Source organism: Methylobacterium sp. SyP6R (assembly GCF_019216885.1).
Taxonomy (GTDB): Bacteria; Pseudomonadota; Alphaproteobacteria; order Rhizobiales; family Beijerinckiaceae; genus Methylobacterium.
This window is the reverse complement of record NZ_JAAQRC020000001.1, coordinates 5,177,553-5,199,471: the sequence shown is the minus strand read 5'-3', so window position 1 is coordinate 5,199,471 and position 21,919 is coordinate 5,177,553. Positions and strand designations below refer to the sequence as shown.

The 21,919-nt window shown below is 68.9% G+C and carries 18 protein-coding genes; 13 read left to right on the top strand and 5 right to left on the bottom strand.

Annotated elements, in window-relative coordinates; genetic code table 11:
- The first annotated feature begins 37 nt into the window (after positions 1 to 37).
- The gene (locus HBB12_RS23855) at positions 38 to 196 is read left to right on the top strand and encodes a hypothetical protein (RefSeq protein ID WP_236991639.1); all 159 of its coding nucleotides are present in this window, start codon (positions 38 to 40) and stop codon (positions 194 to 196) included.
- A gap of 21 nt (positions 197 to 217) precedes the next feature.
- Positions 218 to 634, top strand: coding sequence for a hypothetical protein (locus tag HBB12_RS23850; protein ID WP_236991638.1), 417 nt, complete (start codon positions 218 to 220; stop codon positions 632 to 634).
- A gap of 943 nt (positions 635 to 1,577) precedes the next feature.
- Here HBB12_RS23850 and HBB12_RS23845 read toward each other — a convergent pair.
- Positions 1,578 to 3,518, bottom strand: coding sequence for an SDR family NAD(P)-dependent oxidoreductase (locus HBB12_RS23845; protein ID WP_236991637.1), 1,941 nt, complete (start codon positions 3,516 to 3,518; stop codon positions 1,578 to 1,580).
- Positions 3,519 to 4,023: 505 nt separating this feature from the next.
- On the opposite strand from HBB12_RS23845, the gene HBB12_RS23840 reads away from it, so the two are divergent.
- Entirely contained in the window at positions 4,024 to 5,163 is a 1,140-nt protein-coding gene (locus tag HBB12_RS23840; RefSeq protein ID WP_236991636.1) for an FAD-binding domain-containing protein, read from the top strand.
- 162 nt (positions 5,164 to 5,325) lie between these two features.
- On the opposite strand, the gene katG is transcribed toward HBB12_RS23840, so the two are convergent.
- The 4 genes from katG to HBB12_RS23820 all read right to left on the bottom strand — a co-directional run bounded on the left by katG (position 5,326) and on the right by HBB12_RS23820 (position 10,501).
- A complete protein-coding gene (gene katG, locus HBB12_RS23835; RefSeq protein WP_236991635.1) occupies positions 5,326 to 7,626 on the bottom strand; it encodes a catalase/peroxidase HPI in 2,301 nt (766 codons plus the stop codon).
- Between the two features lie 372 nt (positions 7,627 to 7,998).
- Positions 7,999 to 8,931, bottom strand: a complete 933-nt coding sequence (locus HBB12_RS23830; protein ID WP_236991634.1) for a glutathione S-transferase family protein — start codon at positions 8,929 to 8,931, stop codon at positions 7,999 to 8,001.
- Positions 8,932 to 8,969: 38 nt separating this feature from the next.
- On the bottom strand, positions 8,970 to 9,386 hold the full coding sequence (locus HBB12_RS23825; RefSeq protein ID WP_236991633.1) for an ester cyclase: 417 nt from the start codon (positions 9,384 to 9,386) through the stop codon (positions 8,970 to 8,972).
- 350 nt (positions 9,387 to 9,736) lie between these two features.
- Positions 9,737 to 10,501, bottom strand: a complete 765-nt coding sequence (locus HBB12_RS23820) for an alpha/beta fold hydrolase (protein ID WP_236991632.1) — start codon at positions 10,499 to 10,501, stop codon at positions 9,737 to 9,739.
- Between the two features lie 145 nt (positions 10,502 to 10,646).
- Here HBB12_RS23820 and HBB12_RS23815 point away from each other — a divergent pair, with 145 nt between their 5' ends.
- From HBB12_RS23815 to HBB12_RS23770, 10 genes are all read left to right on the top strand, one after another.
- The gene (locus tag HBB12_RS23815; RefSeq protein ID WP_236991631.1) at positions 10,647 to 11,216 is read left to right on the top strand and encodes a DUF533 domain-containing protein; all 570 of its coding nucleotides are present in this window, start codon (positions 10,647 to 10,649) and stop codon (positions 11,214 to 11,216) included.
- A gap of 104 nt (positions 11,217 to 11,320) precedes the next feature.
- Positions 11,321 to 12,037 (top strand): TetR/AcrR family transcriptional regulator, encoded by a 717-nt coding sequence (locus HBB12_RS23810; RefSeq protein WP_236991630.1) that lies wholly within the window; start codon positions 11,321 to 11,323, stop codon positions 12,035 to 12,037.
- Positions 12,038 to 12,287: 250 nt separating this feature from the next.
- The gene (mdh, locus tag HBB12_RS23805) at positions 12,288 to 13,250 is read left to right on the top strand and encodes a malate dehydrogenase (protein ID WP_048427895.1); all 963 of its coding nucleotides are present in this window, start codon (positions 12,288 to 12,290) and stop codon (positions 13,248 to 13,250) included.
- An 83-nt stretch (positions 13,251 to 13,333) separates the two neighbouring features.
- Entirely contained in the window at positions 13,334 to 14,530 is a 1,197-nt protein-coding gene (gene sucC, locus HBB12_RS23800) for an ADP-forming succinate--CoA ligase subunit beta (RefSeq protein WP_236991629.1), read from the top strand.
- Between the two features lie 36 nt (positions 14,531 to 14,566).
- Complete coding sequence (locus HBB12_RS23795) at positions 14,567 to 14,902, top strand: hypothetical protein (protein WP_236991628.1); 336 nt, start codon at positions 14,567 to 14,569, stop codon at positions 14,900 to 14,902.
- Positions 14,892 to 15,311 (top strand): PIN domain-containing protein, encoded by a 420-nt coding sequence (locus HBB12_RS23790; protein WP_236991627.1) that lies wholly within the window; start codon positions 14,892 to 14,894, stop codon positions 15,309 to 15,311. Before HBB12_RS23795 ends, HBB12_RS23790 begins: the two co-directional genes overlap by 11 nt.
- Positions 15,312 to 15,334: 23 nt before the next feature.
- A complete protein-coding gene (gene sucD / locus HBB12_RS23785) occupies positions 15,335 to 16,219 on the top strand; it encodes a succinate--CoA ligase subunit alpha (protein ID WP_236991626.1) in 885 nt (294 codons plus the stop codon).
- Positions 16,220 to 16,431: 212 nt separating this feature from the next.
- Positions 16,432 to 19,386 (top strand): 2-oxoglutarate dehydrogenase E1 component, encoded by a 2,955-nt coding sequence (locus HBB12_RS23780; RefSeq protein ID WP_236991625.1) that lies wholly within the window; start codon positions 16,432 to 16,434, stop codon positions 19,384 to 19,386.
- Positions 19,387 to 19,466: 80 nt separating this feature from the next.
- The gene (odhB, locus tag HBB12_RS23775; RefSeq protein ID WP_236991624.1) at positions 19,467 to 20,735 is read left to right on the top strand and encodes a 2-oxoglutarate dehydrogenase complex dihydrolipoyllysine-residue succinyltransferase; all 1,269 of its coding nucleotides are present in this window, start codon (positions 19,467 to 19,469) and stop codon (positions 20,733 to 20,735) included.
- Positions 20,736 to 21,101: 366 nt separating this feature from the next.
- Positions 21,102 to 21,848 carry an SDR family oxidoreductase gene (locus HBB12_RS23770; protein WP_236991623.1) on the top strand — a complete coding sequence of 249 codons (747 nt, stop codon included), beginning with the start codon at positions 21,102 to 21,104 and terminating at the stop codon, positions 21,846 to 21,848.
- Positions 21,849 to 21,919: the final 71 nt, after the last annotated feature.

Sequence of the window (21,919 nt, the reverse complement as noted above, 5' to 3'; positions counted from 1 at the left end):
CGGGGTAGGCCTGCAGGGCGAGGCCGAGGCACTGGAGATGCGCGGCCTGCGTCCCTGGGGCGCCGTCCGGACCGCCCTGGGCCTGCCATGCGTCCTGGCAGGTCGCATCGTCGGCATGGGCGAAGGCAGGATGCGTTTCGCGAAAATGATCCGGATCGAAGCCTGGAATCTGATCGGGGCGATAGGCGAGTCCTAGCGACTTGCCGACCGTGCAATAGTGGAGGCGGGCATCCTGGTCGCTCAGGTTCTCGGCTTCAGGATTGATCTTGCGGTATTCGACCGGACTGAAATCGTGCGGCAGCTTTGCGAGCGCTTCATTCAGCCGCGTCGCGTTCGGGAAACGTCCTTCGCGTCGGCCATGCTTGACGTAGTGATGGCTCAGGGAGTCCGTGCTGTTGAAATGACTGAGATCCGCATAGAAATTTTTGTAGAATACAACATCGAGTTCTACAGGAAGCGCCGACGCGATCGGAAATGCGGGTTGTGTTGCCGTTTTGTTTCTGTGAATGTTTGCAAGCGAAAGAGTCTTCTTGATTTTATAAATCGCCATTATACTTTCCTGCAGCTCGATACTCAGGTCTGCGATTTTTCATTCATCCATGAAGCCCGGCGCTCGACACGACGATATATATAATCGTTTTCCGAATTTAGTCTTTATCCTGATGTCCAATTTTTTTGTCAAGGCATCTCATGATGCGCCTCGGAGTTGAGTGAGCCCGAGTTGATTGCATCCGGCAGTGTCATGTACTGAACGGGCGCCGAATGTCGCAGGACCGGCCGGCGCTGCCGGCCTGCTGGACTCGACGCGGTCATCGGATCAGGTCACAGGATCAGGTCATAGGCTCGCTCGCCGCCACAGTCTCGAGCAGGCTTGCCCTGGCAGGCCACACGCTCGGCGGCGTGGCGATTCATCTGCGGGGCATGTCCGGATTGCAGGCGCGGCAAGGGCCTTCGCAAGCACGGGACTGTCCCCGATCGCCCGGCGCGATGGCTCCCCCGGAGGAGGCCTGTACCGTCCCCGAGGGCAGCGCCCGATCACGTTGCCACGGGACACGACAGCGACCTGAAGCCTGCCGGCCATGGGGCGCTCCAACCCTCAACCTCATCCTGAGAGCCTGTTTGAGCGGATTTGACTGCCGAAATCTGACGGTGAGCATGAGATGTCCTACCCATCCACCTCATCCTGAGGTTTCAGTCGATCGAAGATCGACTAACCTCGAAGGAGGGCTCCAGGGATCGCGGAGGCTTCTGGAGCCCTCCTTCGAGGCTCCTTTCAGTCGCACCTCAGGATGAGGTGGTGGGTAGGATATCCCCCCAATAATCTCAAGTATTTTTCAGAAATTGCTGCTCAAACAGGCTCTGAGGTGTCGGCGATCGGAGATCGCACACGATCGGAGATCGACTGACCTCAACTTAGGTCTTTGGTTTGCCGCATTGTCTGCGACGAACCGGTCTCCACGTCGTCGGAAAATGCCCTAAGCAGACTTGCGTTGGCAAGCCAACGCTTCGTCCGCTTAGGTTGTTGAATTATCGCAGATTTTTGTCGCAAAACCGGCCGCCACTTTTGCGAAATCTGCTTAGCCCACCTGCGAGAGGCGGCCGGTCTCGCCGGCCGGCCGGTTCCGCAGCAGGAAGTCCGGGATCGCCTCGCCGAACACCGCGTCGGCCGCCGCCCGGTCGTCCGCCGCCACCGCTTCGGCCAGGCGGTCGAGCCAGGCTTGCAACTGGGCGCGGTCGGCGAAGATGGGTTTCGCTGCCATCACCCCGTCGATGCCGGCGAGGTTCACCATCGGCTCGTCGCGGGCAAAGAGAATCTCGTTCAGGCGCTCGCCCGGGCGGGCGCCGGTGACCACCACGTCGATGTCCTCGCCCGGCTCGAAGCCGGCGAGCCGAATCATCCGCTCGGCGAGGTCGCGGATCCGCACCGGCTGGCCCATCTTGAGCACGTAGACGGCGGCACGCTGGTCGCCGGCCGCCGGGTCGCGGGCCTCGCGGTCGGCGTGGGAGGCGGCGGTGAGGACGAGGTCGGCGGCCTCGCGCACCGTCATGAAGTAGCGCACCATGTCCGGGTGCGTCAGCGTGACGGGGCCGCCGCGGGCGATCTGCGCCTTGAACACCGGCACCACCGAGCCGACCGAGCCGAGCACGTTGCCGAACCGCACCGCGACGAGGCGGGTCTCGCCCGCTGTGCGCCCGGCATCGAGGGCCTGGGCGTACATCTCGGCGAAGCGCTTGGTGACGCCGAGCTGCGACACCGGCTCGATCGCCTTGTCGGTCGAGATCATCACCAGCGCCTTGGCTCCGGCCGCCAGCGTCGCGTCGGCGACGTTGACCGAGCCGAAGACGTTGGTCTTGATGCCCTCGCTCCAGTCCCGCTCCAGGTAGGGCACCTGCTTCAGCGCAGCGGCGTGGAAGACGTAGTCGGGCCGGAACTCCGCCAGCACACGACACAGCCGGTCGCGGTCGCGGATATCGGCGATGACGCCGCTCACCCCCTCCCGGCCGGAGAGCCCGGGGCGGCTCAAGACCCCGTGCAGGGCGGGCTCGGAACTTTCCAGCACCAGGACGGCGCTCGCCCCGAAGGCGACGGCGCGGGCGCAAATCTCCGAGCCGATCGAGCCGCCCCCGCCGGTGACGACGATCCGCTGGCCGGTCAGGAAGTGCTCCAGCCGCGGCCGGTCGATGGCGACGGTCGGGCGTAAGAGCAGGTCTTCGATCTCGATCGGGGCGAGTTCCGCCCCGCGTCCGGCATCGCCGAGGCTCGTGACGCGCGCGAGCGGCAGGCCGAGGCGGCGCGCCCGGGCGATCAACGCCTCGGGCTCGGCCTCGGGGGCGAGCGCGCTCGGCGTCGCGACGAGGCGGCGGATCGGCACGCCGCGGGCGGCCAGGCCGGCCACCACCGCATCGAGATCCGAGACGGAGCCCAGCACCGGCACCCCGCGCATGGTCTGGCCCTGCTCCTCGGCCCGGGGCGAGAGGATGCCCTTCGGGTCGAGCTTGCGCACGGCGCCCGATTCGATCGCGCGGAGCACCACCTCGATGTCGTGGCCGCGCCCGATCAGCAGGGTGGGCGTGCTGGCGGCCCGCGCCGCGCTCTGGCGCGAGCGGCTGTATTTCAGGTAGCGGAACGCCAGCCGCGGCCCGCCGAGCAGGAAGATCTGCAGGACGAAGTAGAGCCCGATGGCGATCTTGCCGAAGAAGTAAATGCCGAACAGGGCCGGTGAGACCAGCACGTAGTCGAGCACCAGCAGCAGCAGCGTCAGCAAAGCCACGGCCCGCACGATGTTGGCGAGATCCGGCAGCGAGGCGAAGCGCCACTTGGTCCGGTAGAGCCCGAAGGCGCGATAGACCAGCCCGGCGCAGGCCACGAAGGGCGGCAGGAGCACCGGCAAATGGGCGAGCCGCTCGGCCAGCAGCGGGCCGTCGAAGCGGATCGCGAAGGTGAGGAGCACGGCGAGGGCCGTCGCCACGAGGTCGTGGACGATGATCGTCGCGGTCTTGAGGATCTGTCTGCGCATCGGGAGCCGGGCGCGGTATCGGCCGGGGCTTCCGCGGTGTCAACGCGGGGCGGCGGCCCCGGTGCCGTGCGCGGGGGGATTTGCCGAGCGCCGACGCTCCGCCATCTGGCATACCGTCAGGGAGCATCGCGGGTGCGCGACGCGCAAGAGGGAGACTCCCGCGCTGCATGCCCAGCCTCGTCTTCTAAGGCTCCAGCCTGCTCTCCGCCTCGGTGGGTCGTCCCGGAGTGGGATGGTGCATCCTCCGCCTGACGCCCAGGCGGAGGATGCACGATGGCCGGAGGTCTTCGCGGCAGCGCCCGCACGACGCCGCGCCGCCGGGTTCCTGGGCTGGGTGCCGCGTGTGCCGATGGAGCAAGCCTGCGCGCCACGGTGATGCGGTTCTCCGGCGAGGCCGAGGACGGGCCGCGCGCCGCCGACTCGGCCGGGGCTCGCCGCGCCGGCGGCCCTGGCCTGAGGCACGGCGCCGCCCCGCTTTCGGGCGCCGCCGTCCTACATGGCGGGCATGCCCCATCCTCCCGTCATGACCCGTGCGGCCGGCCTCGACCTGCTGGCCGCGTTCCTCGCCGGCCCCGGCGCCGATTACGCCGCCGCCCGCAACACCGATCGCGGCCGCGGCGTGGCGCCGACGACCTCCGCCCTCTCGCCTTACCTGCGCCGCCGGCTCCTGACCGAGGAGGAGGTCGCCCGGGCAGGCGTGCGGGCCTACGGCGAGCGCGGGGCGGAAAAATTCGTCACGGAGGTCTTCTGGCGCACCTACTTCAAGGGCCATCTCGAGACCCATCCCGAGGTGTGGGCGCGCTACCTCGCCGGGCGTGAGGCCGCCCAGGGCCGCCTCGCCGCCGAGCCCGGCCTGCGCCGGACCTACGAGCGGGCGATCACCGGTGAGACCGGGATCGACGGCTTCGATACCTGGGCGGTGCAGCTCGTGGAGGAGAACTGGTTGCACAACCACGCTCGGATGTGGTTCGCCTCGATCTGGATTTTTTCCCTGCGGCTGCCCTGGGAACTCGGTGCCGCGTTCTTCCTGCGCCACCTTCTCGACGGCGATCCGGCAAGCAACACCCTGTCCTGGCGCTGGGTCGCGGGCCTGCACACGCGGGGCAAACCCTACCTCGCGCGGCGCGACAACATCCGGGAATTCACGCAAGGCCGGCACGACCCCGACGACCTCGACGAGCACGCCGCCTCGCTGGAGGAGGAGACGCCGCCGCGCGAGGTTCGGCCGGCGCCGGCCGATGCGCCGCCCGACGGTCCGGTCGCCCTGCTCCTGCATCTCGACGACCTGCACCCGGAGAGCCTGCCCCTCGGCGGCGCCCGGGTGGTGCGGGTCGGCGGCCTGACCGCCTCGATCGAGGGGGCGACCGATCGGGTCCGCGCGGCGGATGCGGCGGCGATGGCGGATGCGCTGGCCCGTGCAGGGGGGCATTTCGATTGCCCGGCCGGGCCGGCGGAGGAAGGGTGGGCCGGCGCCCTGCCGGTCGTGACGCCGTTCGCTCCCGTCGGCCCCTCGGCGGAGGCGCTGCCGGCGGGCTGTTCGCGGATCAGGCGGGAGTGGGACGAGCGAGCCTGGCCGCTGTCGAATCGCGGGTTCTCGCGGCTGCGGGGGAAGATTCCGACGGTGATGGGGGCGTGGGGAGGGTGATGCCGGCGCAGGCGTGACCTGCACCGGCAACGAGTGGACGCGGGTTTCCCCCTCCCCCGCAACAGGGGGGAGGGGAGAAACCCGCGCCATTCCTTCCCCCGGATGCCACTGCCACAGGCGGGGAAAGGAGGGCGCTGCGCTATGCCGGCGAGGCGTTGTCCCTCACGCCGCCGTGGTCATTCCGGCCTCGTTGCGCTTCACGTCGAAGCGATCGAGCATCATCAGCTTGTGCCAGACCTTGACGAAGTCGCGCACGAACCGTGCCTGGCCGTCGCTGCCGGCATAGATCTCGACCACCGCCCGCAGCTGGGCGTTCGACCCGAAGACGAGGTCGCAGCGCGTCGCCGTGAACGTCGTCGCGCCGGTCTGCCGGTCGTCGAGGGTGAAGGTCATGCCGCCGTCGTCCGCCTTCTTCCACTCGTAGTCCATGCTGGTCAGCACGGTGAAGAAGTCGTTGGTCAGCACGCCGACGCGGTCGGTGAAGATGCCGTGCCGCGACCCGTCGTAGTTGAGGTCGAGCGCCCGCAGGCCCCCGGTCAGCACCACCCATTCCGGCGCGGTGAGCGCCAGCAGGTTGGCCTTGTCGAGGAAGACCTCCTCGGGCGAGACGCGGCCCTTGGTGATCTCGGCAAAGGACGGATCGACGTAATTGCGAAAACCGTCGACCAGGGGCTTCAGCCACTCGAAGCTCTCGGCGTCGGTCAGCGCGTCGGTGGTGTCCATCCGGCCGGGCACGAACGGCACCGTGGTCGCGGCGCCTGCCGCCTTCGCCGCCTCCTCGACCGCAGCGCAGCCGCCGAGCACGATGAGATCGGCCAGCGACACCTTCTTGCCCCCGGACGCCTTGCCGTTGAACCCGGCCATGATGCCGCGCAGTTTCTCGATCACCGGCAGGGTGCGCCGGTTGACGGTCCAGCCCGATTGCGGCGCGAGCGCCAGGCGGGCGCCGTTGGCGCCGCCGCGCTTGTCGCTGTTGCGGTAGGTGGCGACCGACGAGAAGGCCGTGAAGGCGAGGTCGGAGACCGACAGGCCGCTGCCCAGAATCTCCGCCTTCAGGGCGGCGATGTCGGCCTCGTCGACGACCGGGTGATCGACCGGCGGGATCGGGTCCTGCCACAGAAGATCAGGCTCGATCTTCGTCTCCGGCCCGACATAGCGCTCCTTCGGGCCCATGTCGCGGTGGGTCAGCTTGTACCACGCCTTGGAGAATTGCAGCGTGAAGTAGTCGAAGTCGGATAGGAACTTCTCGCAGATCGCGCGGTAGACCGGATCGGTCTTGAGCGCGATGTCGCTGGTCATCATCATCAGCGGGTGCGACTGGCCCGGGATATGGGCGTCGGGGGTGCGCGGCGCGTTCGGGTCGGTCGGCTCCCATTGCAGGGCGCCGGCGGGGCTGCGGGTCTGCTTCCACTCGAACTTGAACAGGTTCTCGAGGTAGCTGTTGTCCCAGGTGGTCGGATCGGGCGTCCACGAGCCCTCGATGCCGTTGGTCATCGTGTATTGGGCAAAGCCCGTGCCTTCCGGGTTCTGCCAGCCGAGGCCCATCGCCTCCATCGGGGCGATCTCCGGCGGCGGCCCGACCTTGTCGGCCTTGACCATGCCGTGGCTCTTGCCGAAGGCGTGGCCGCCGGCGATCAGCGCGACGGTCTCCTCGTCGTTCATCGCCATGCGGGTGAAGGTGATGCGGATGTCGCGGGCCGAGCCCATCGGATCGCCGTTGGCGTAGGGACCCTCCGGGTTGACGTAGATCAGCGCCTGGTGTGAGGCCGCGAGCGGGTTCTCGAGGTCGTACTCGGCCTCGCCGTTCTTGCCCCGCCAGCGCTTGTCGCGCTGCACCATCCCGTCGAAGGCCTCGACATTGGTCGGGTCCCACAGCTCCGGGCCCCAATAGGTCGCGTTGTCGGCCTCCCAGGCATCCTCGCGGCCGCCGGCGAAGCCGTAGGTCGGGAAGTTCATGATCTCGAGGGCGCAATTGCCGGTCAGCACCATCAGGTCGGCCCAGGACAGGGCGCTGCCGTATTTCTGCTTGATCGGCCAGAGCAGGCGGCGCGACTTGTCGGTGTTGCCGTTGTCCCACCAGCTGCTGATCGGCGCGAAGCGCTGCAGGCCCTGGCCGGCGCCGCCGCGCCCGTCGGCGATGCGGTAGGTGCCGGCGGAGTGCCAGGCCATGCGGATCATCTGCGGGCCGTAATTGCCGTAATCGGACGGCCACCACGACACCGTGCTGGTCAGGAACTGCTTGATGTCGCGCTTCAGCCCCTCGTAATCGAGCGAGGCGAAGGCCGCCCGGTAATCGAAGGTCTCGCCGAGCGGGTTCGCCTGCGGCCCGTTCTGGTGCAGCATCTCGACGCGCAGGCGGTCGGGATACCAATTCTCCAGGGTGGGCGGCGTCGCGAAGGCGCCGCCGACGCGGTCGCCGCCGAAGGGGCACTTGCCCGACAGGACGTCAGTATAGGTTTCCACGCCGTGGCTCCTTCCGTGCCGATCGCGCGGCGATCGGGATGCACGAGCGACGGGCCTCGACCGCGCGAGGCACGCCGCTCAGAAGTTCTGGTTCGATCCCGGAGGATGCATTATACTGGTGCCGAGTATATGGATATGGCCATGCCCCTGGGCGATGGGCGGTTCCGCCCCTGGCGCCGACTTGAGGACACAGCTCTTCATCCCGGACCCGACACGATCAGACCATGCGCCGGGGCAGATAGGCGCCGATCCCGTTGCGGCCACTAAATTCCCGTTCATCGCGGCCCGGGGGCTTGCGAGCGGGCATCGTGCCGGGGCCGCGGCGCCGGCACGGCGCGGATGGGTGAGCCGATCCGCCGGGACCGCCGGCCTTCAGCCCTTCGCCACCGTGAACCCGGCCCGCGGGAAGTGCAGGTGCAGCACGCCCACCTGCGTATCGTCGCGGCGGATGACGATGCGCTCCGCATCGACCGCGACGAGCCTCCCTGCGACCGGCACGCGGGCGAAATCGTCCGGCGTCACCGTCACGGGCTCGCCGGGGGCCGCCGCGATCAGGTCCGGCACCGCGTTCGCGGCCTCGACCGGTGCCGGCTCGGCAGCCTTCGCCACTTCCAGGGCCGCCTCGGCGGTCATCGCTTGCGGCCGGCCGTGGCCGAGGCCGGCGACCCGGTCGATCCAGCCGAGGAGGGGTTTGAGCCCGAGTAGCCGGTCGACCGAGCCGGCCCGGCCGCCGCCGCGCATCAGCCAGAGCAGGTGGTAATGCGCCAGGTCCGCCACCCCCGGCCGGTCGCCGCCGAGGAACCGGCGGCCATCCGACAGGGAAGCGGCGAGCCAGGCGGTCCAGGCCGCGACCCGCTGGGCGTTGCGGGCGAAATCCGGCTCCATGGCGGCGTGGCTGATGTCGACGTAGAGGTAATCGTCCTTGCGGTCGCGCAGGAACGCCTCGGGCAGGTCGCCGGCGAAATGCACCGTAACGCCGATGACCGCGAGCCACAGATCGCGTTCCAGGCCGTAGGTCAGGCCCTCGGCCAGCGCCGGGGTGAAACCCGGAGACAGGCCGGGCTCGGGGTGCAGCCGCGCCAGGGCGGGCAGGATCGCGTGAGTGTCGCAATAGATGTCGGCGCCGACCTGCATCACCGGGATGCGGCGATAGCCGCCGGTGAGCGGATCGAGGAGCGGGCGCGGCGGCATCATCGCGACCTCGACCGAGCCCCAGTCGAGCCCCTTGATCCCGAGGGCGAGGCGGACCTTCTCGGCGTAAGGCGAGAAGGCGTAGTGGTGCAGGACGATCTGCGGCGTGGACATGCGGAGGCTCCCGGCTGACGGGTGGTGAGGGATGGGGATCAGGCCGGGAGGGCGCCGACCTGCTTCAGCATCCCGAGATTGTCCAGCAGCGCCCAATGCTCGACGAGGCGCCCGTCGACGATGCGAAACAGGTCCATCACCGCGATGTCGATACTGCGGCCGCTGGCGGGCAGTCCCATCAGGTCGCCGGTATGGCGGCCCCGGAAGCGCAGGCGCACCAGCACCCGGTCGCCCTCGGCGATCACCTCGTCGATCGGCAACGTCATCTCGGTGACGCCGCCATGCAGCACCTCGCCGAGCCGGGCCACGCCCTCGGGGCCGCGCACCGTGAAGTTCAGCCCGGGATCGTGCCGCACGAAGTCCGGCGCGATGTGCCGCTGCCACCAGGCCTCGTCGCGGTCGAGGAAGGCGGTGAAGTAGGCGCGGGCGAGATCCTTGTTGGCGTCGATCGGCATGGCGTTCTCCCGGGGCGCGCGCCCTCTTCCGGGGCGCGCAGCTACCCTATTGTTTTGCGCACAACCGATCGACTTGCAATCCGTCTGTGCGACGCGGAAGGATGACCGCCGCACGCGAACCCTCCCTCTGCGGGCTAGTGGCTTCATGCTTCTCTCTTGAGAGCTAACTCACTGTAAATATGCGCGCTTTCCCCTCCCCCCGGCGATCCCGGGCTTGCCCGGTATCGCTGCAAGTTGTGGGGAGGAGAAGCGCGCTATTCTCAAATGGAGAGGCGCTCAAATCGAGATGTGTGAATCCGATAGCTCGCAGAGGGGGGAGGGGTTCGAGTACGCTTCCGGCCGACGCCCCGTCAGGGCCGCCCCGCCAGGAACTCCAGCACGCCGGCCTTGTGCACCTTGTCGCCGACCGCGAGGTTGTGGTCGCGGTTGGGGATGTCGAGGGCCTTGGCCTCCGGGATCAGGGCGGCGAGGGCCGGGCCCGACCCCGCCACCGTGTCGGTGGTACCCACCGCCACCAGCACCGGGACCTCGATCTGCGCGACTTCGGCCCGGGACAGGGTCTGGCGCGAGCCGCGCATGCAGGCGGCGAGCGCCCGCAGGTCGCTGCCGGTCGATTCGGCGAAGACCCGGAACATCCGCGCCGTCGGGTCGGTGACCGCGTCGCGCGACGGCGCCTCCATCGCGTCCGAGATGCCGGCGGGCAGCCCGCGCCCCTCGACCAGGTGGATGCCGAGACCCCCGAGCACGGCCGAGCGGACGCGGTCCGGGTGGCCGAGCGCCAGAAAGGCGGTGATCCGCGCGCCCATCGAGTACCCCATCACGTCGGCGCGGGGGATCTCCAGGTGGTCGAGGAGCCGGCGGGCATCCTCCGCCATCAGGTCGGAGCCGTAGGCCTCCGGCTCGTAGAGCTTGCCGCTGCGGCCGTGGCCGCGATTGTCCAGCGCGATCACCCGCCGCCCGGCTCCGGTCAGGCTGCGCACCCAGGAGGTGTTGACCCAGTTGACGGCGTGGTTCGACGCGAAGCCGTGGATCAGCAGGATCGGCTCGGCCGCGCCCTCGGCCGGGGCGACGTCGAGATAGGCGATCGGCACGCCGTCCGAGTCGAAGGTCTGCATGGCGTTTGTGCTCCCGCGCGAGGTCCGGGCCGGCTTTAGCCACGGGCGGGCGGGCCCGCAACGCAGAGAGCGGGGAGGGGCGGCGGAGCCCGGCGCCCGGTCGCACGTTGATGCGGGACTTGAAAGGTCCGGCCCGGAATCCCGCATGAGCTTCGCCTTCCTCACCCGCGCCTTCGGCGGCGGCGATCCGGCCGAGGAGGTGCAAGGCCCGGCGCAAGACCCGGCCGCTCCGGTCCGGGCCTCGCGGCGCGACCGGCGGGCCGGCCGGGCGGATGCGGTGGTGACCGAGGCCCTGAGCCAGAAGGTGCTGCACGCCTTCCTGCAGAACCGCCACCAGACCCTGGTGCCGCTGACCCTGAACCTCAGGGTGCTGGAGCCCGCGCAGCGCGACCTCGTCATCCAGGCGATGGCGGCGGCGTTCCTGGCGCAGGGGCGGCGGCAGGACCCGGCCCCGGTGCGCGACGCGCTGGCCCGGATCAGCGCCGCGGAGGCCGAGCGCCAGCGCCTCGACAAGGCGCTCGCCGCGCCGCTGGCGCTCGGCGACCTGCTCGACGCGATCCTGGACGCCGATCTCGGCGCCTATGCCTACGTCGCCTCGCTGCTCGCCGTCGACCAGCGCCGCAGAGTCAACCAACTGTATCTCGCCTATCTCGCCGAGCGGCTGGGGTTGGCGGAGGACGTGGTGTCGAGCCTGCACCGGCGCTACCGGGTCTGACGACTGCGGCTCCAAGGCGCCGGAGCGGGGCTTCTCCTGGCGCCAGCCGGCCGCTACCCTGGCGGGATCGTCGCGCCGTCGATCCTGACTGTCTTTCGAGTTCCATGCCCCGCAGCCGCCCCGGCGCCCAGACCCGCGACGAGACGCATCCGGCGGACCCGCCGTTCTCAACGGGCCCGAACTATCCCGGCTCAAGCTCCCCCGGCCCGAACGCCCGCGCCCGGCCGGTGCCACCCTCGGCGGATGCGCGGCTGCTTGCCATCGCGGCCGACCACCTGCGCCGGCTCGGCCACCGGCAGGTCACGGTGGTGGGGGTCGCGGCCGAGGCAGGCATGACGCATGCCAACGTCTACCGCTACTTCCCGTCGAAGACCGCCCTCGTCGATGCGGTGGCGGGCCGCTGGCTGCGCGAGGTCGAGGCCGAGCTCGGCGCCATCGCGGATGCGCCGGACCCCGCCGACGACAAGCTCGAACGCTTGCTGCTGGCGCTCGCCTCGATGCAGCGCGAGGTGCTGGCGCGGGACCCGCACCTGTTCGCCGTCCACCGCGACGCCACGGTCGAGTCCCGGCCGATCGCCCGGCGCCATCGCGGCCGCCTGCGCCAGCTGGTCGAGCGGGTGATCGAGGAGGGGATGAATGCCGGCACATTCTCCTTGCGCGACCGCGAGCGCGGCATCGCCTTCATCTTCGACACCAGCCACCGCTTCCTGCACCCGGTCTCGATCCAGCTCGACGCCGAGATGCCCCGCGACCTGATCGAGACCCGCCTCGGCGCAGTCATCCGGGCGATGCTGCGAATCCTGCGCATCGGCACGCTGTAGCGGCGCTGACAAACTATCGAAAATGTAACAATCGGTCGGAGTTCAGGGCAAAGCATTGATCAGAAAGGAAGTTTCTGGTCGTGTGACGGCCCCTGAACGCGGCCGCGGCGGCGCCTTGGCGCCTCGTGCCGGGCCTTCGGGTTGTCGGCCCCGGCTTTTTTCGCCAAAGAGGCACCCGCCGGCGCGGGCTCCTCGCGAGCGGACCCCGGCCCACGACGGTTCCACCACACCGCGAAGGATCGGTTCTGACATGGCACGCAAGAAGATCGCGCTCATCGGCGCTGGACAGATCGGCGGCACGCTCGCGCACCTCGCCGGCCTCAAGGAGCTGGGCGACGTCGTGCTGTTCGACATCGCCGACGGCGTGCCGCAGGGCAAGGGCCTCGACATCGCCGAGTCGGCCCCGGTCGACGGCTTCGACGCCAAGTATTCCGGCGCCAGCGACTACAGCGCCATCGCCGGGGCCGACGTGGTGATCGTGACCGCCGGCGTGCCGCGCAAGCCCGGCATGAGCCGCGACGACCTGATCGGCATCAACCTGAAGGTGATGGAAGCGGTCGGCACCGGCATCAAGACCCACGCCCCGAACGCCTTCGTGATCTGCATCACCAACCCGCTCGACGCGATGGTGTGGGCGCTGCAGAAGTTCTCCGGCCTCGACCCGAAGAAGATCGTCGGCATGGCCGGCGTGCTCGACTCGGCCCGCTTCCGCCACTTCCTGGCCGAGGAGTTCCAGGTCTCGGTCGAGGACGTCACCGCCTTCGTGCTCGGCGGCCACGGCGACGACATGGTGCCGCTGGTGCGCTACTCGACGGTGGCCGGCGTGCCGCTGCCCGACCTCGTCAAGCTGGGCTGGACCACCCAGGAGAAGCTCGACGCGATGGTCGAGCGGACCCGTAAAGGCGGCGGCGAGATCGTCAACCTGCTCAAGACCGGCTCGGCCTTCTACGCGCCCGCCGCCTCGGCGATCGCGATGGCCGAGAGCTACCTCAAGGACAAGAAGCGGGTCCTGCCCTGCGCGGCCCACCTCACCGGCCAGTACGGCGTCGACGGCCTGTTCATCGGCGTGCCGATCGTGATCGGCGAGAACGGCGTCGAGCGCATCGTCGAGGTCGAGTTCTCCGGTGAGGAGAAGGCGATGTTCGAGAAGTCGGTCAATTCCGTGAAGGGCCTGGTCGAGGCCTGCAAGGGCATCAACGGCGCGCTGGCGTAACCCGGATTTGAGCGGCGCGGGGGCCTTCCCCGCGCCGCCTCTGCACGCACGCCCCGCCTGACTTTCAGAAAGCTTGTCGCCCCATGAACATCCACGAGTATCAAGCCAAGGCCGTCCTCAAGGAGTTCGGCCTGCCGGTCTCGAACGGCCGCGCCATCTTCAAGGCCTCCGAGGCCGAGGCCGCCGCCAACGAGCTGGGTGGCCCGCTCTGGGTCGTGAAGTCCCAGATCCATGCCGGCGGGCGCGGCAAGGGCAAGTTCAAGGAGGCCGAGGCCGGCGAGAAGGGCGGCGTGCGCCTCGCCAAGTCGGTCGAGGAGGTCAAGGCCTTCTCCGAGCAGATGCTCGGCCGCACCCTCGTGACGGTGCAGACCGGCGAGGCCGGCAAGCAGGTCAACCGCCTCTACATCGAGGACGGCTCGGACATCGAGACCGAGTTCTACCTGTCGATGCTCGTCGACCGCGAGACCGGCAAGGTCGCCTTCGTGGTCTCGACCGAGGGCGGCATGGACATCGAGCAGGTCGCCCACGACACGCCCGAGAAGATCATCACCTTCTCGGTCGACCCGGCCACCGGCGTGATGCCGCATCACGGCCGCGCGGTCGCCAAGGCGCTCGGCCTCACCGGCCCGCTCGCCAAGGAGGCGGAGGACCTCACCACCAAGCTCTACCGGGCGTTCACCGCCAAGGACATGAGCATGCTGGAGATCAACCCGCTCATCGTCACCAAGGACGGGCACCTGAAGTGCCTGGACGCCAAGATCTCGTTCGACTCGAACAGCCTCTACCGCCACCCGGAGATCGTGCAGCTGCGCGACATCACCGAGGAGGACGAGAAGGAGATCGAGGCCTCGAAGTACGACCTGGCCTACATCGCGCTCGACGGCACCATCGGCTGCATGGTGAACGGCGCCGGTCTCGCCATGGCGACGCTCGACATCATCAAGCTCTACGGCGAGGAGCCGGCGAACTTCCTCGATGTCGGCGGCGGCGCCTCGGAGGAGAAGGTCACCGCGGCCTTCAAGATCATCACCGCCGACCCGAACGTGAAGGGCATCCTGGTCAACATCTTCGGCGGCATCATGAAGTGCGACGTGATCGCCAACGGGGTGATCGCGGCCGTGAAGACCGTGGGCCTGCAAGTTCCGCTGGTGGTGCGCCTCGAGGGCACCAACGTCGAGAAGGGCAAGGAGATCATCCGCTCCTCGGGCCTCAACGTGATCCCGGCCGACGACCTCGACGACGCGGCGCAGAAGATCGTCGCGGCGGTGCGCAAGGGCTAAAGGACGCGGGGCCGACCCGGACGATCGGAGCGAGCGATGACGAAGGTGATCCTGGACCTCGACGAGACGACCCTCGACCGCGTCGCCAGCGTGGCGCGGGCGCGGCAGACCTCGATCGAGGACCTGCTTCAGCAGCATGCCAGGGACCTCGTCGCGCTCGCACCCGTGGAGATCCACAATCCGGGTCACCGCGCGATCATGGCCGTGCTGGACGAGCAGCCGGAGGAGGGCCGCGCCGCCCTCCACGACCGGCGTCGGGGCCGGGCCGAGACCTATGCCGACAACCGTCGGCGTCTGCTCGCCCTGATCGACGCCACCACCGGCGACCTCGGGTCGGACGTGTGGAGCAGGACGCGCTCCTATGAGCCCTGACTGCTTCCTCGACACGAACGTGCTGATCTATGCGGCCCTCGGCCGCTTCTCGGCACCCAGCAAGTACGAGCGCGCCCGCCTGCTCATCGCGGAGACGGATTTCGGCATCTCGGGACAGGTCTTGCAGGAATTCTTCTACAACGCCACGCGCAAGTCGAAGACGCCGTTCACCTCGGCAGAAGCGATCGCGTGGATGGACATCCTGCGGGACCGTCACGTTTCGCCCATCACCTTCGAGAGCGTCACGCGGGCGGCCGAGATCTGCGACCGCTACCGGATCAACTACTGGGACGCAGCGATCATCGCGGCGGCCGAACGGCTCGATGCCCCGGTCGTCTACAGCGAAGACCTCAATGACGGGCAGACCTACGGCTCGGTCCGTGTGGTGAACCCGTTCCGTCCGATCTGAACACGCACGCCGGAAAGACACGCATGTCCATCCTCATCGACAAGAACACCAAGGTCATCTGCCAGGGCTTCACCGGCAAGAACGGGACCTTCCACTCCGAGCAGGCGATCGCCTACGGCACCAAGATGGTCGGCGGCACCTCGCCGGGGAAGGGCGGCGCGACCCATCTCGGCCTGCCGGTGTTCGACACTGTGAAGGAAGCCCGCCACGCCACCGGCGCCGACGCCTCGGTGGTCTACGTGCCGCCGCCGGGCGCCGCCGACGCGATCTGCGAGGCGATCGACGCCGAGATCCCGCTGATCGTCTGCATCACCGAAGGCATCCCGGTCCTCGACATGGTGCGCGTCAAGCGCTCGCTCGAAGGCTCGAAGTCGCGCCTCATCGGCCCGAACTGCCCCGGCATCGTGACGGCCGGCGAGTCGAAGATCGGCATCATGCCGGCCAACATCTTCCGTCCGGGCTCGGTCGGCATCGTGTCGCGCTCCGGCACGCTGACCTACGAGGCGGTGTTCCAGACCACCAACGAGGGCCTCGGCCAGACCACGGCGGTCGGCATCGGCGGCGACCCGGTCAAGGGCACCGAGTTCATCGACATGCTGGAGATGTTCTTAGGTGACGACAAGACCGAGTCGATCGTGATGATCGGCGAGATCGGCGGCTCGGCCGAGGAAGAGGCGGCGCAGTTCATCCGTGACGAGGCCAAGCGCGGCCGCAAGAAGCCGATGGTCGGCTTCATCGCCGGCCGCACCGCCCCTCCCGGCCGCCGCATGGGCCATGCCGGCGCGATCATCTCGGGCGGCAAGGGCGGCGCCGAGGACAAGATCGCCGCGATGGAGGAGGCCGGCATCCGCGTCTCGCCGTCGCCGGCCCGTCTCGGCAAGACCCTGGTCGAGGTCCTGAAGGGCTAAAAAGCCCTTCGCCTCGCGCATGGCAGGCGTGGCGTGCGGAATTCCGGTTCCGCACCCATATCGCAAGCAAACGTCAACTCTCTTGAGTGCGTAAGACATCCTCGCGTCCGGTGAGACCGGACGCCCCCACCGTCGATCCCCCGCCATCCTCCCGCCTCAACTGAGGGAGAGAAGCCGGCCCCCGATCGACCAGCGCGGATAGACAGATCGCCATGGCACGCCAGGACGCGAACGACGCCCTCCTCGGAACCTCGTTCCTCTACGGAGGCAACGCCGACTACATCGAGGAGCTCTACGCGACCTACACCCGGGACCCCAACGCGGTCGATCCCGAGTGGCGCAGCTTCTTCTCCGGATTGAAGGAGGAGAGCGCGATCGTCGTCAAGAATGCCGAGGGCGCGTCCTGGGCGAAGCCGAACTGGCCGATCGCCGCCAACGGCGAGATCGTCTCGGCGCTCGACGGCAACTGGGCGCAGGTCGAGAAGGCGGTCGGCGAGAAGATCAAGGCGAAGCAGGAGGCCAAGGGCCAGCCCGTCGCCCCGGCCGACGTGCTCCAGGCCACCAAGGATTCGGTCCGCGCGATCATGCTGATCCGCGCCTACCGCATGCGCGGCCATCTCCACGCCAAGCTCGATCCGCTCGGCCTCCAGCCGCGCGGCGACCACGAGGAGCTGCACCCGCAGCATTACGGCTTCGCCGAGTCCGATTGGGACCGCCCGATCTTCCTCGACAACGTGCTCGGCCTCGAATTCGGCACCATCCGGGAGATCGTCGCGATCCTGGAGCGGACCTACTGCCAGACGCTCGGCGTCGAGTTCATGCACATCTCCGATCCGGAGGAGAAGGCCTGGATCCAGGAGCGCATCGAGGGCAAGGACAAGGAGATCTCGTTCACCGAGCAGGGCCGGCGGGCGATCCTCAACAAGATGATCGAGGCCGAAGGCTTCGAGAAGTTCTTGGACCTCAAGTATACCGGCACCAAGCGCTTCGGCCTCGACGGCTCGGAGGCGATGGTCCCGGCGCTCGAGCAGATCATCAAGCGCGGCGGCGCGCTCGGCGTCACCGACATCGTGCTCGGCATGGCCCATCGCGGCCGCCTCAACGTGCTCGCCAACGTGATGTCGAAGCCCTTCCGGGCGATCTTCCACGAGTTCAAGGGCGGCTCGTCCTCCCCGGCCGAGGTCGAGGGCTCGGGTGACGTGAAGTACCACCTCGGCGCCTCGAGCGACCGGGCCTTCGACGGCAACACCGTCCACCTGTCGCTGACCGCCAACCCCTCGCATCTCGAGATCGTCGATCCGGTGGTGCTCGGCAAGGTGCGCGCCAAGCAGGACCAGACCGGCGACGAGCAGCGCACCACCGTGCTGCCGCTCCTCATCCACGGCGACGCCGCCTTCGCCGGCCAGGGCGTGGTGGCGGAATGCCTGGGCCTGTCGGGCCTGAAGGGCCACCGCACCGGCGGCTCGATCCACTTCATCATCAACAACCAGATCGGCTTCACCACCGATCCGCGCTTCTCGCGCTCCTCGCCCTATCCGTCCGACGTGGCGAAGATGGTCGAGGCGCCGATCTTCCACTGCAACGGCGACGACCCCGAGGCCGTCACCTTCGCGGCCAAGATCGCCACCGAGTACCGGCAGAAGTTCCACAAGCCTGTCGTGATCGACATGCTCTGCTACCGCCGCTTCGGCCACAACGAGGGCGACGAGCCCGCGTTCACCCAGCCGAAGATGTACCAGATCATCCGCAAGCATCCCTCGACGCTGGAGACCTACGGCAAGCGGCTGACCGAGAGCGGCGTGCTGAGCCAGAAGGAGCTGGAGGACCGCAAGGCCGAGTTCCGCGCCACCCTCGACAGCGAGTTCGACATCGCCACCGCCTACAAGGCCAACAAGGCCGACTGGCTCGACGGCCGCTGGTCGGGCCTGAAGGCGGTGCGCGAGGACGAGGACGACCCGCGCCGCGGCCGCACCGGCGTGCCGGCCGACACCCTGCGGGAGATCGGGCACGCCATCACCACGGTGCCGCAGGATTTCCACCTGCACCGCACCATCCGGCGCTTCCTCGACAACCGCGCCAAGGCGATCGAGACCGGCGAGGGCCTGGACTGGGCGACCGCCGAGGCGCTCGCCTTCGGCTCGCTCCTCACGGAAGGCCATCGGGTCCGCCTGTCGGGCCAGGACGTCGAGCGCGGCACCTTCTCGCAGCGCCACTCGGTGGTGATCGACCAGGAGAACGAGGAGCGCTACACGCCCCTCAACCACATCAAGGACGGCCAGAGCCGCTACGAGGTCATCAACTCGATGCTCTCGGAGGAGGCGGTGCTCGGCTTCGAGTACGGCTACTCCCTGGCCGAGCCGAACTCCCTGGTGCTGTGGGAGGCGCAGTTCGGCGACTTCGCCAACGGCGCGCAGGTCGTGGTCGACCAGTTCATCAGCAGCGGCGAGCGCAAGTGGCTGCGCATGTCGGGCCTGGTGATGCTGCTGCCGCACGGCTACGAGGGCCAGGGTCCGGAGCACTCGTCGGCGCGTCTTGAGCGCTACCTGCAGATGTGCGCCGAGGACAACATGCAGGTCGCCAACTGCACGACGCCCTCGAACTACTTCCACATCCTGCGCCGCCAGCTGAAGCGGGACTTCCGCAAGCCGCTGGTGCTGATGACCCCGAAGTCGCTGCTGCGCCACAAGCGGGCGGTCTCGGCGCTCGCCGACATCGCCGAGGGCTCGACCTTCCACCGGGTGCTGTGGGACGACGCCGAGAAGGCGCAGGACGGCGTGAAGCTCGTCAAGGACGACAAGGTCCGGCGCGTCGTGCTCTGCTCGGGCAAGGTCTATTACGACCTCTACGAGGAGCGTGAGAAGCGCGGCATCTCCGACGTGTACCTGATGCGCGTCGAGCAGCTCTACCCGTTCCCGCTGAAGTCGCTCGCCACCGAGATCTCCCGGTTCCGCAACGCCGAGGTGGTGTGGTGCCAGGAGGAGCCCAAGAACATGGGCTCGTGGGCCTTCGTCGACCCCTACCTCGAATGGGTCCTCAACCAGGCCGGCTCCGCCTCCAAGCGCCCGCGCTACGTCGGCCGCCCGGCCTCGGCCTCGACCGCCGTCGGCCTGATGTCGAAGCACCTCGACCAGCTCCAGGCCTTCCTCAACGAGGCCCTGGCGGTCTGATCCCTCGTCACCGGCGCCCCTTCCGGGGCGCCGCCTGATCCTTTTCCGGGCACCCCACCGCCCCAACCCTGACGGAAGACATGGCCACCGAAATCCGCGTCCCGACGCTCGGCGAGTCCGTGAGCGAGGCCACGATCGGCCGCTGGTTCAAGAAGCCCGGCGACACCGTGAAGGCCGACGAGCCGCTGGTCGAGCTCGAGACCGACAAGGTCACCCTCGAGGTCAACGCCCCGGCCTCCGGCCAGCTCGGCGACATCGTCGCCAAGGACGGCGAGACGGTCGAGCCCGGCGCGCTGCTGGGCTCGATCGTCGAGGGCGGCGCCGCCGCCGGCAACGGCGCGGCTCCGAAGGCCGAGGCTCCCAAGGAGGCCCCGAAGGCCGCCGCCGAGGCGCCCGCCAAGTCCTCGTCCGCCTCGTACGGCAGCCACGGCGCCGCCGCCCCGAAGGGTCACTCGGCCGGCGACAACGGCCCGGCCGTCGGGCGTCTGGCCCAGGAATCCGGCGTCGATCCGTCGTCGGTGAAGGGCAGCGGCAAGGACGGCCGCGTCACCAAGGGCGACATGCTCTCGGCGATCTCGTCCGGCGCCTCGGCTCCCGCCCCGACCCCGGCCCCGCAGGTCGCCCGCGCCCCGTCCGCGCCGGACGATGCCTCCCGCGAGGAGCGGGTGCGCATGACCAAGCTGCGCCAGACCATCGCCCGGCGCCTCAAGGACGCGCAGAACACCGCCGCGATGCTGACGACGTTCAACGACGTCGACATGGGCGCGGTGATGGCCCTGCGCCAGCAATACAAGGACGTGTTCGAGAAGAAGCACGGCGCCAAGCTCGGCTTCATGGGCTTCTTCACCAAGGCGGTGATCGGCGCCCTGAAGGACGTGCCGGCGGTGAACGCCGAGATCGACGGCCAGGACATCGTCTACAAGAACTACTACCACGTCGGCATCGCGGTCGGCACCGACAAGGGTCTCGTCGTGCCGGTGGTGCGCGACGCCGACCGGCTGTCGATCTCGGGCATCGAGAAGGCCATCACCGGCTTCGGCCGCAAGGCCCGCGACGGCAAGCTGTCGATCGAGGACATGCAGGGCGGCACGTTCACGATCACCAACGGCGGCATCTACGGCTCGCTGATGTCGACCCCGATCCTCAACGCGCCGCAATCCGGCATCCTCGGCATGCACCGCATCGAGGAGCGCCCGGTCGTGCGCAACGGCAAGATCGAGGCGCGGCCGATGATGTACCTCGCCCTGTCCTACGATCACCGGATCGTCGACGGGAAGGAGGCCGTGACCTTCCTGGTGCGGGTCAAGGAGGCCCTGGAGGACCCGGCGCGCCTCGTGCTCGACCTCTGAGGTTCGGCTGAAACCAGAGCCCCTGCCCCACCCGGGGAGGGGCCTTCGGAAAACTTGCGTGACGAGAGTGGCGCGGGTTTCCTCCTCTCCCCGCGGGCGGGGAGAGGGCTCCGGCGACCTTGTCGTCGACGGAGCGAGCTGCGAACCGCAGGTTCGCCGCGAGGGTGAGGGGGTATATCCGGAGGAGCCACATCCGGAGATACCCCCTCACCCTCGCTCCGGCTGCGCCTGCGCTTGCTGTATTCCCTGAACGGGAACACAGCCCTCTCCCCGCCCACGGGGAGAGGGGAAGCCCGCGCCTCTTTTTTCCTCCCGGATAGCTTCGTCGCCTGGGGGAGGGGTCTCTCGTCATCGGGGAGCACGGCAATGACGGACAAGGTCCTGGTGGTCACCGGCGGCAGCCGCGGCATCGGCCGGGCGGTTTCCTTGAGGGCGGCACGGGCCGGCTGGCGGGTCTGCTTCTCCTACGTCGCGGCCAAGGACGCCGCCGAGTCCCTGGTGCGGGAGATCGAGGAAGCCGGCGGCACCGCGCTCGCGGTGCGGAGCGACGTCGCGGTCGAATCCGACATCCCGGCCCTGTTCCGGGCCGCCGACGCCCTCGGCACGCTCGGGGGCCTCGTCAACAATGCGGGCGTCGTCGACTACGCCGCCCGGGTCGACGAGATGACGTTCGCGCGCCTTCACCGGATGATGACCACCAACGTCGTCGGCTCGTTCCTGTGCGCGGGCGAGGCGGTGCGGCGGATGTCGACCCGCCACGGCGGGCAGGGCGGCGTCATCGTCAACCTCTCCTCGGTCGCGGCCCGCCTCGGTGCGCCGGGGCAGTACGTCGACTACGCGGCCTCCAAGGGCGCCATCGACACCTTCACCACCGGCCTGGCCGGCGAGGTCGCCGAGGAGGGGATCCGCGTCAACGGCGTCGCCCCCGGCCTGATCGAGACCGACATCCATGCCAGCGGCGGCCAGCCCGACCGGCTGGCGCGCTTGAGCCCGCTCGTGCCGATGAAGCGCGCCGGCACCGCCGACGAGGTCGCGGCCGCGGTGCTGTGGCTTCTCTCGGACGAGGCCTCCTACGCCACCGGCGCGACGCTCACGATCTCGGGCGGCCGCTAGCCGCCCTCCTCATCCATCACTCATCCGGCGGCGGCGCCGTGAAGGCCCGCCGCGCCCAACCTCGCGAGTCC